The sequence below is a fragment of the Lentimicrobium sp. L6 genome (assembly GCF_013166655.1).
Classification (GTDB): Bacteria; Bacteroidota; Bacteroidia; order Bacteroidales; family UBA12170; genus UBA12170.
In genome coordinates, this window is sequence record NZ_JABKCA010000118.1 from 1 (window position 1) to 9,388 (window position 9,388).

Here is a 9,388-nt window from a genome sequence, read left to right on the forward strand (position 1 = left end):
CTGATATACAATTATATAAGGTGATTTATTTTGTTAATTACCATGCAACGGTCTTAAGTTGTGATTTATTAAGCAAAAAAAGTAAAATTTAGTTTAATAATCCTTAAATGTTTTCATAACGCTATATAATTATATTATATTTGATTATTAATTAATAATTAAAGTTATGAAAAACACATTTACACTTTTTGCTCTTCTTTTATTCTCTCTACTGGTTATAGGCCAAAATAATTTGAAGATAGATTCTAAATCGCATGACTTGAGTGCTCAAGTTAAAAAACAAATCTCTCTGGTTAATCAGCTGAATTTGAATAATACCAGTCAAGTAAACAAAGCTATCTTGCAAAGGCTTGATAGTATTATTACTGATGACTATGATCAAGGGCAATGGAATACTGAGGATAGGATTTTATATACTTATTTAGATAATAGCCTACTCAGCGAAATGCTTTATTTATACTGGGAAGATGAATGGGTTGGTGAAGAGAAACAAAATTATTTTTATGATGAAAATAATAGATTGAGTCAACAAAGTCTATCCTATTATAATCAGATGAATTCCACATGGGAAGAAGAAATCTTGATAGATTTTGCCTATGGTGAGAATGGTCTAGTGGAAGAGGCTCTTATTAAATATGAAGACGAAGATGGAATTTATTATGAAAAAGCAGTTTTTAATTATACTGAGGATGGTGAACTCACTGAAGTCATCATGTATGAACAATATGAGGAATGGTACGCTTATTCAAAAGATACTTATGCGGTGAATGAAGAGCTATTACAATTTGAAGAATTTCGATATTATTGGGATGGTGAAAGCTGGTTTAATAATTTCCAGCAAATTGGGAAATGTAATGGTGATTGGCAACAATATGAGTCCATTACCTATCTTCTTAATGAAGAAACCGGTGAATGGGTGAACACAGGGAAAGTAGAATTTAATTATGATGAAGAAGGGAACCTTTCAATAGAACAAGGATTTGCTTGGGATACTGAAGAAAATGCTTGGATAGAATATTCCGCCCAGGGCATGGCTTATAATAATGATTTTACATTTGAGCAATTATTCTTGCCAATAGATAATATCTCTGATGACCCCTCTAGCAGATTTATTAATTATTTCAATCATATGCTTCTCAATATTGAGTATTCATATCTAAATATGAACAGCAATGAGATAGAACTATCCGATAAGGATATTTACTATTATTCTGAACAAAATGTTTTGAGTATCGAAAATCAATTAAGAACAGAATTGTCTTTATATCCGAATCCAGCAAATGATATTCTTAAGGTTAACATGGAAGATTTATTAATAATTGAAGCCGAGATATATAATATCCACGGGAGTTTGATAAAAAGGCAATTATTAAATTCTGGAGAAACTATTCCCATTGCAGATCTTAAGCCAGGAGTATATCTGCTCAAAGCTAAGAATGGAAATAAAACCGTGACTACAAAATTTATAAAAAAATAAGGTAGAGCGCTTGACCTTGATTTATATTTCGGTCAAGCGTTTCATTTAGTATACATTAACAATAAGGTTCTCATTCAGCTTGACATACTATAAATATAATTCTATTTTTGCATTCAAATACCTAAATAGAAGAATAGCATGGCTACAACAAGAATAAAATTCACATCGAAACTACATACTGATTTTATTAAAGAACTCAGGCAGAATACCAAAGCTTACTTTGAGGACAATAATTTATCAAGATACGGCAACTTCAATCTGGCATTTAAAGCAGTGGTGATGGGAAGTTTATACCTGATTCCATTATTGATGATGCTCTTAGGCTGGATTCCTTCTGTTGGAGGAACGCTATTGGCGTGGACGATTATGGGCATAGGAATGTCTGGCGTAGGAATGGGTTTAATGCATGATGCCAATCATGGTTCTTTTTCCAAACGAGCTTGGGTGAATTCGCTAATGAGTAAGTCCATGTATTTCTTAGGAGGCTTTCCTACCAATTGGCGCCACCAACACAATACCATGCATCATGGTTTTACCAATATCGATGGTCATGATGAAGATATTTCTCCGGTAGGCATCCTCCGTTTTTCTCCTCACAAACCGCTTTACAAAATCCATAAATTCCAACATATTTATGCTTGGTTTTTTTATGGTTTAATGACTGTTTCCTGGGTTATCTATAAGGATTTTAAACAGCTTTATGGATACAAGAAAGCTGGAGTGGTGGTGAATAAAAACAAATCATATACCTTCTTGTTTTTAGATTTGATTTTGGCTAAAGTTGTGTATTATAGCTTGTTTTTAGTGCTTCCAATCATTCTTATTCCTATCGCTTGGTATTGGGTGGTTTTAGGCTTTTTTATCATGCATTTTGTTTGTGGTTTTATTTTAGGAATCGTTTTCCAAACGGCTCATGTGATGACTACAACCGAATATCCATTGCCAGATGAAGAAGGACATATCGATAATAATTGGGCCATTCATCAATTGATGACCACCTCTGATTATTCACCTAAAAGTAGATTCTTCTCATGGTTTATTGGAGGCTTGAATTTTCAAGTAGAACATCATTTATTTCCGCAAATTAGTCATGTGCATTATAGAAAACTATCCATAATGGTGAAAGAGACCGCAGAAAAATATGAGCTACCCTATTATGTGGAAAGAACTTTCTTTGTTGCTCTTCGAAATCATTATCAGATGTTGAAGGTTTTGGGAAGATAGATAAGCTTATTCAATAGAAAAGATAGATAAAAAATAAGGGCTGCCAATGCAGCCCTTTCTGTTTAACATCACTGTTAAATGGGGTTTATGCTGAGGACCAGCATACGTGTTCCGAGGTTAATAAATCAAATCACTAATCTATAAAGCACCTTCGTCATACGCTTTCTCTCCATGAAGGGACTCATCTAAGCCTAAATGCTCTTCATCGTCGGTCACTTTTACTCTTGTGATAAAATTGATTACTATCAACATTACATAAGTGAAAAGGAATGCATAAGCAGAAGCACCGACTACAGCAACTAATTGTTTTACGAAGAAGGCTGTATCTCCTTCTAATAAGCCTGCTTGGCTATTTATACTTGTTGAGGCGAATATTCCTAACGCAATGGTTCCAAAGACTCCACCCATTCCGTGAACTCCCCAAACATCTAATGCATCATCCCATCCTAATTTGTTTTTTAAATGAACGGCCCAGTAACATCCAAAACCAGCTATAATACCAATAACCATAGCTGCCCAAAGTGGAACGAATCCTGCGGCAGGAGTAATGGTTGCTAAACCAGCTACAGCACCAGTTAATAGTCCAATAAACTTAGGTTTACCTTCTCTGGTCCATTCTATAATTAACCAAGTGATGGCAGCGAAAGAAGCTGCTACATCTGTATTTAAAAAGGCCGCTGTAGTAATGGCATCTACTTTTAATTCGCTACCGGCATTAAAGCCATACCAACCAAACCATAATAAACCAGTACCAATGGCTACCAAAGGAATACTGTTTGGAGGAGTTTGTGTATCACGTCTTTTACCAACATAGATAACTGAGGCAAGGGCTGCAAAACCTGCTGTGGCATGTACCACAATTCCACCAGCAAAGTCAAGTACACCCCATTCTGCTAATAGTCCACCACCCCAAATCATGTGAACGAAAGGATAGTAAACAAATAACTGCCAAACTACTAAGAAGATAAGGTAGGCTTTAAAAGTGACACGGTTTACAAAAGCTCCTGTAATAAGGGCTGGAGTAATGATGGCAAACATCATTTGGTAAGCAATAAAGATGTATTCTGGATATTGACCATCTGCGCCTGCATAGGGGTTGTCAAAAGGGATATTAGCTAAGAAAGCCCAATCGAAATTTCCAATAATTCCGCCTTCTCCACCGCTAAAGCAAAGCGAATAGCCCACCATTACCCACATCATTGTGGTAATTCCTAATGATACAAAGGTCTGCATCATAATTCCTAAGATGTTTCTTTTTCCTGCTAATCCTCCATAGAAGAATGCAAGTCCAGGTGTCATCAGCATGACCAAACTGGTACAAAGAATCATAAATGTTGTTGTTCCTGTATTGAAATCCATGATTTTATTTTTTGTATTTGGTTAATAAATTGCTTAGAAATTAAATCCAGCAACTAAATAAATCTTTTCTTTTTGTGGGTTTGTAATGAGGGCTATATTTAATGGTAAACTGAAATTCTCGGTAATTTTAATTTCTCTACTAGCAGAAATACCAAGGTTTACCACACCAAAAGAATCTCCATAATATCCTGATTCTCCTTTGTCTGCATCTGGAGTTGTTAGGTTAAAACCCATAAACAAATCGAAGTGTTTAAAAGCATAGGCCAATTCAGCATAGGTGGAGTATTGGATGCTACCTACAGTTTCATCATCATTCATTCTTCTGGCATCGGCGCCATAGAAATTGGTAGCTAGTAAAATAGATAGAGGAAGTTTTTCAGTTCCATTGAATGCTATGGTTCCTTCAAATACATGACCCGTAGATTTGTCTTTATAATCGAAATAATTATAATCGGATGCTTCATCAGGGAAGAAGTAATCGGTTACTGTTACGCTAAACATATCATTAATGCTATAGCTTAAGTATAAATCAGCTTCTTGAACTCCAGTATTCACATTATTTAAGGTATAGGCTCCCCAAGCTCCTAATGTGAATCCCCATTTGCTATAACTAATACCAGGTTGAATACTTGGTGCCGCCCCAAAGTCCTGACCTCTCCAAATATACCTACTCATTAAGTCTACATTTAAGCTCAAGGGACTTTCGTCGCTTGTCGTTTCCTCTTGTGCCCAAGATAAGTTCGTTCCTAACATGGTAAATGCCAGTACTAAAACCATCATCATTTTATATCTTCTCATTGCTTCAAATTTTATAATTGATTGTAGCAAAAGTGAGGAGGATCAGGAAAATAGACAATTAGGCGCTCGCGTATTCTCAGATACGGGGACTCCGTAGCTTTTTAGGTGAATCAAGGAAGGAGGAGGTTTTGTAGTGATGAACCTCCTGTGTAAAAGGGAATAAATTCTATAATTCTATGATTTTATTTTTGATGGCAAATTTCACCAAGTCTATGGTATTATTGAGTTCTAGCTTTTTCATGATGCTGGTTTTATGAGTTTCTACAGTTCTAATACTGATAAAAAGTTGATCCGCGATATGCTGATTGCTGACGCCTTCTACCACCAATTTTAAGATCTCCGTCTCTCTTTTGGTGAGAATACTCATTTTATCGTCATTGGCATTATTACCATATTTGGCACTATTCACAAAGCTTTTCAATATGATATTGGAAATAGATTTGCTGAAGTACTCACGGCCATTATGAACTTCTTCTATGGCCAAAAGGAGCTCGTCGCGAGTGGTGTTTTTGGGTAAGTATCCATTAATGCCAGCCTTAAGTCCATTAAAAATGAAATCCTCAGAGGTATACATGGAGAGCATGAGGATTTTTATCTTGGGATAGTCCTTTTTTAAGATTTTAGTGATTTCGATGCCAGACATATTAGGTAAAGAAATATCCATTAAAATAACATCGGGCATCACTTGGTGGAGTTGCTTAAAAAGTTCCACGCTATTTGAGGCTTCTCCAATAATATCAATACCAAAACTATCAGAAATTAATGATTTTATACCATCTCTAACCAATTGGTGATCGTCTACAAGTATGATTTTAATCTTATTCATTTTCTGTTGTATTTAATGGAATGCTGATATTGATTTCTGTTCCTTTTTGTGGCGCAGAAATAATTTGGATGTCGCCAGAAAGAAGCTTCACCCTATCTTTCATATTGTTAATTCCATGGCTGGTAAATTTAATGGATTCATCCATAGAAAAACCAATTCCATCATCTTTATATTGTAGTTTTATCTCAGATAAATGGATGTGAATTAAAATCCACGCTTCATTCGATTGTGAATGTTTCAGGATATTGGTAATGGCTTCTTGAGTGAGCCTGAAAACATAAGTTTTTATCTTGTCATCGAGAATATGGTCTTTGCCTAGTATGTCTAAATGGATCTTTATTTTACTGCTTTCAGCAATCTCATTGCAAAGATGTCTGATGGCAGAGAATAGACCAAATGCCTTAAGTGCAGCAGGCATGAGGTTATTGGAGATTCTTCTGGTTTCTTCAATGGTACTGTCAAATAACAGCGCCAATTCGGTGAAGTTCTTCTGCTCTTTTGCATTTATCTCAGAGCGATTAATGCAACTTTCATATTTTAGTTTTAAGCCAATTAAAGATTGACCCAGACTGTCGTGAAGTTCTCTAGATAGCCTTTGACGTTCTGTTTCTTGTCCATCTATAAGCGATCCTAAGCTCTTTATTCGCTCCGCTTTTAATTCCAGAGCCATCTGATTGAAAGAGTTGGTGAGCTCTCCAATTTCATCATTGAGATTGGTTTTTATATCGATATTCAAATTCCCGGCTCCAATAGCCTTTGCGGCTTGATTGAGATTCTGAATGGGAATGGTGATTCTACGTGATAGAATATAAATAACAGCCAAAACCAGAAAGAAAATAAAGATACTGATAAAGATGATCTCGTTTCGGATTCGATAAATAGGTATGGTAGCTTCTTTATAATCTATCTCTGAGAGAATAGCCCAATCGAGCTGTGGAAGATCTAATTTCCCATAGGAACTCAATACTTCTATTCCTCTGTAATCCTCAATAATATCCATTCCTGCTTGTCCAGCTAAAGCTTGCTCAACTGCCCGAGTTTTTACTCTTGTTTTTAAAACAGAATTGAATTGAAATCTAGAGGAGGATCTTAATAAATAGTCTGGTCCAACTAAATAAGACTCCCCCGAAATTCCTAAACCATGAGCAGGATTGTATTCTAGCATGATGGAGTCGATGGAGTTGGACGAGATTTCAAAAAGTATCATCCCGAGTTTATGGCCAGTGTCATCTGTTATTGGAGCCGAAATCCTCAAGACAGATAAACTACTGTCTAGCTTTTGAATATCAGTGATATTGAGATCGTCAGGATGAAGTAATTGTTGATTATTTAGAATATCAGAAAGTTCTTGGTCTTTTTCTTTGCCAGCTTTTAAGGTGCAAATATTTTGATTTTCTCCGATGATAAAAATCCGATGATAAAAATTCTCCTGAATTTGATTGATAAATAATTCATGTTCTTGAATAAGATCGGAATTTTTAGAAGGATCTGTTTTAAGCTGGTTTAGTTGCTTGGTAATTTCAATGATATCGGAGGATGATTTTGCTATTTGTATTTCCTTAATGCAATTAGAAAAGAACTGATCCAGTAAATTGGATTTAATCACTCTTACGGAGGTTAACTGGCTGAAGGTTCTATTGAGAATAGCTTCCTTAGCATTGGTAAAGGAATAGGAGGCCACTATGAGAATAGTGATGATACTCAATGCCAATGAAGCAATGATTAGTTTGTCGGTAATTGAAAATCTTCTCATTAATTTATTAAAAGGCTGTCTTTTTAACCTTTTGCTTTCCCCTTTTATAGAAAAACAAATTAAAGGCTTTGTAATCAGAAATACTAATGATAATAACTGTCATGCTAATAATTTAAATCTGGTTTATATAATTTGAATATACTATTCTTTGCATGATGAAGTTGAGATTATTTTGCTCTATATTTGTGCGTATAAACAGTCATTTATAATCTATCATCTTTTCAACTTATGAAAAAGCAATTATTTATTCTGGTCTCATTTATTCTATTTAATTCCATTTTATTTGGCCAAAATTTTGTTCAACCCAGTGAAGGTAAGGCATTGGTGTATTTTACTAGAACCAGTGTTTTAGGTTCTGCAATAAACTTTAAGTTTTTTGATGATGAAAATTATATTGGAAAAATAGATGGTGAACAATATTTAGCCTATGAATGTGTACCCGGTGTTCATTCCTTTTGGGCATTGTCGGAGGGCATGAGTCTAGTTAATGCGGACTTACAAGTCGGGAAAATTTACTTTATTGATGCAAAAACAAAAATGGGAGCTTTTAAAGCTGATGTAAAACTAACTGTATTAGATAAGAATCATAAAGATTTTGAGAAAAGAAAAACCATGGTTTTAGATCATGTAAAATACTATGAAAAGAAAGAATATACTATCGAAGAATTGAAATTTGAAGAAGAGAAACTTTCAGAGAAGATTAAAGAAGGAATGAGGTATTTGAGAATCATGAATAGTCATGAAACAGATAATCCTATTATTACTCCCGATATGTTTATTGAAATTCCAGAAAAATATCTCCAATGAGAAACCGAATAAACTACATGGTTTTTTTGAGCTTATTGTTGCCTCTAGTTTGTTTTGGACAAGAGTTGAAGAAGCCTAGTGAAGGAAAGTCCTTAGTTTATTTTGTTTGGGTGTATATAGATATTGATAGTACCTATCCCTGTATTATAGAAAGTCCTGATGTATATCCTGAAGATGAATTTTTCTCTGTCCATTTTTTTGATGGGAATGTTTTTTTAGATAAAAAGAAATGGGGAGAATATATGTATTATGAATGTGAGCCAGGAGAGCATCTTTTTTGGTACTATAGTCATCAAATATGCCTCTTGGAAGCAGATCTTTTGCCTAATAAAACATATATAGCAATTATTCTTTCACCTTATAGTTCAAAACCATTTCTTCCTCTTTCTTATCCAAGTGCTGAAGAAATGGACTACATAAGTCAAATTTTCCCCAAAGGATATGAGATTTTACCAGTAAATAAGAGCCTTGATTCATGTAGGTTCTCAGGACTTAAAGAGTATTTGATACCTTTATTGATAGAAAAAGAGTTTGTTGCAATGAAAGAAGTATTTCCAACTAAAAAAAGAAAGATTAGGAAACTTGATGAGATGAAAAGGAAGTCAGCTATTTTATATAAACATAGACTTCGAATAAAAGAACCCATTCCCTACCTAGACCCAGAAATGTATATTGAATTACCGGAGTCAGACATATTGAAATAGTAAGCAAAGCAGCTTAAAACTTAAACACAGCTACAAACTAGCTTTTCTCTAAGTATCTTGTTTCAATTGATTTTACGATAAAAAAGGTCGTTTAGATTGTTGGTCAATAAGCTAGCCACATGTTTTTGTATTACGAGATTAATCATTTTTTTTAAGAAAATGGGAAACGAAAAAAGCTGTGCGATAAATACCGCACAGCTTACACAAACTGACTAACACTCTATTAACTAACTCTATTTAATAATTAACTTTCGTCTAATCGTTTCTCTTTTAGTTTCTAATACCAACATATAAGCACCTGTAGTTAAGCTAGATGTTTCAATATTTACTTGGTTTGCCTTATAAGACTCCTCAAATAATAAGCTACCATTCATGCTATATACTTTAATAGGGTTACCCATTTAAGTCTCGTGTAATTTAATCGAAGCGTAAGCAATCGG

Annotated in this window: 9 protein-coding genes; 4 read left to right on the forward strand and 5 right to left on the reverse strand. The window is 34.5% G+C overall.

All coding sequences use genetic code 11. The features are described from left to right. Positions 1-166: 166 nt before the first annotated feature. Positions 167-1,477, forward strand: coding sequence for a T9SS type A sorting domain-containing protein (locus HNS38_RS19020; protein WP_172346918.1), 1,311 nt, complete (start codon positions 167-169; stop codon positions 1,475-1,477). A 138-nt stretch (positions 1,478-1,615) separates the two neighbouring features. Beyond that, positions 1,616-2,701: an acyl-CoA desaturase gene (locus HNS38_RS19025; RefSeq protein ID WP_172279255.1), complete on the forward strand. Its 1,086-nt coding sequence runs from the start codon at positions 1,616-1,618 to the stop codon at positions 2,699-2,701. Positions 2,702-2,839: 138 nt separating this feature from the next. Here HNS38_RS19025 and HNS38_RS19030 read toward each other — a convergent pair whose 3' ends face one another. The 4 genes from HNS38_RS19030 to HNS38_RS19045 all read right to left on the reverse strand — a co-directional run bounded on the left by HNS38_RS19030 (position 2,840) and on the right by HNS38_RS19045 (position 7,437). Then, positions 2,840-4,060 (reverse strand): ammonium transporter, encoded by a 1,221-nt coding sequence (locus HNS38_RS19030; RefSeq protein ID WP_172279257.1) that lies wholly within the window; start codon positions 4,058-4,060, stop codon positions 2,840-2,842. Positions 4,061-4,093: 33 nt separating this feature from the next. After that, a complete protein-coding gene (locus HNS38_RS19035) occupies positions 4,094-4,858 on the reverse strand; it encodes a TorF family putative porin (protein WP_172346919.1) in 765 nt (254 codons plus the stop codon). Positions 4,859-5,024: 166 nt separating this feature from the next. Beyond that, a complete protein-coding gene (locus tag HNS38_RS19040) occupies positions 5,025-5,684 on the reverse strand; it encodes a response regulator transcription factor (RefSeq protein ID WP_172279260.1) in 660 nt (219 codons plus the stop codon). Then, positions 5,677-7,437 carry a HAMP domain-containing protein gene (locus HNS38_RS19045; RefSeq protein WP_172279262.1) on the reverse strand — a complete coding sequence of 587 codons (1,761 nt, stop codon included), beginning with the start codon at positions 7,435-7,437 and terminating at the stop codon, positions 5,677-5,679. The genes HNS38_RS19040 and HNS38_RS19045 overlap by 8 nt, the downstream gene beginning before the upstream one ends. 228 nt (positions 7,438-7,665) lie before the next feature. Here HNS38_RS19045 and HNS38_RS19050 point away from each other — a divergent pair, with 228 nt between their 5' ends. Then, the gene (locus HNS38_RS19050; protein WP_172279264.1) at positions 7,666-8,244 is read left to right on the forward strand and encodes a hypothetical protein; all 579 of its coding nucleotides are present in this window, start codon (positions 7,666-7,668) and stop codon (positions 8,242-8,244) included. Beyond that, on the forward strand, positions 8,241-8,948 hold the full coding sequence (locus HNS38_RS19055) for a hypothetical protein (protein WP_172279266.1): 708 nt from the start codon (positions 8,241-8,243) through the stop codon (positions 8,946-8,948). The genes HNS38_RS19050 and HNS38_RS19055 overlap by 4 nt, the downstream gene beginning before the upstream one ends. Before the next feature lie 233 nt (positions 8,949-9,181). Here HNS38_RS19055 and HNS38_RS19060 read toward each other — a convergent pair whose 3' ends face one another. Further along, on the reverse strand, positions 9,182-9,349 hold the full coding sequence (locus HNS38_RS19060; RefSeq protein ID WP_172346920.1) for a T9SS type A sorting domain-containing protein: 168 nt from the start codon (positions 9,347-9,349) through the stop codon (positions 9,182-9,184). Positions 9,350-9,388 lie beyond the last annotated feature (39 nt).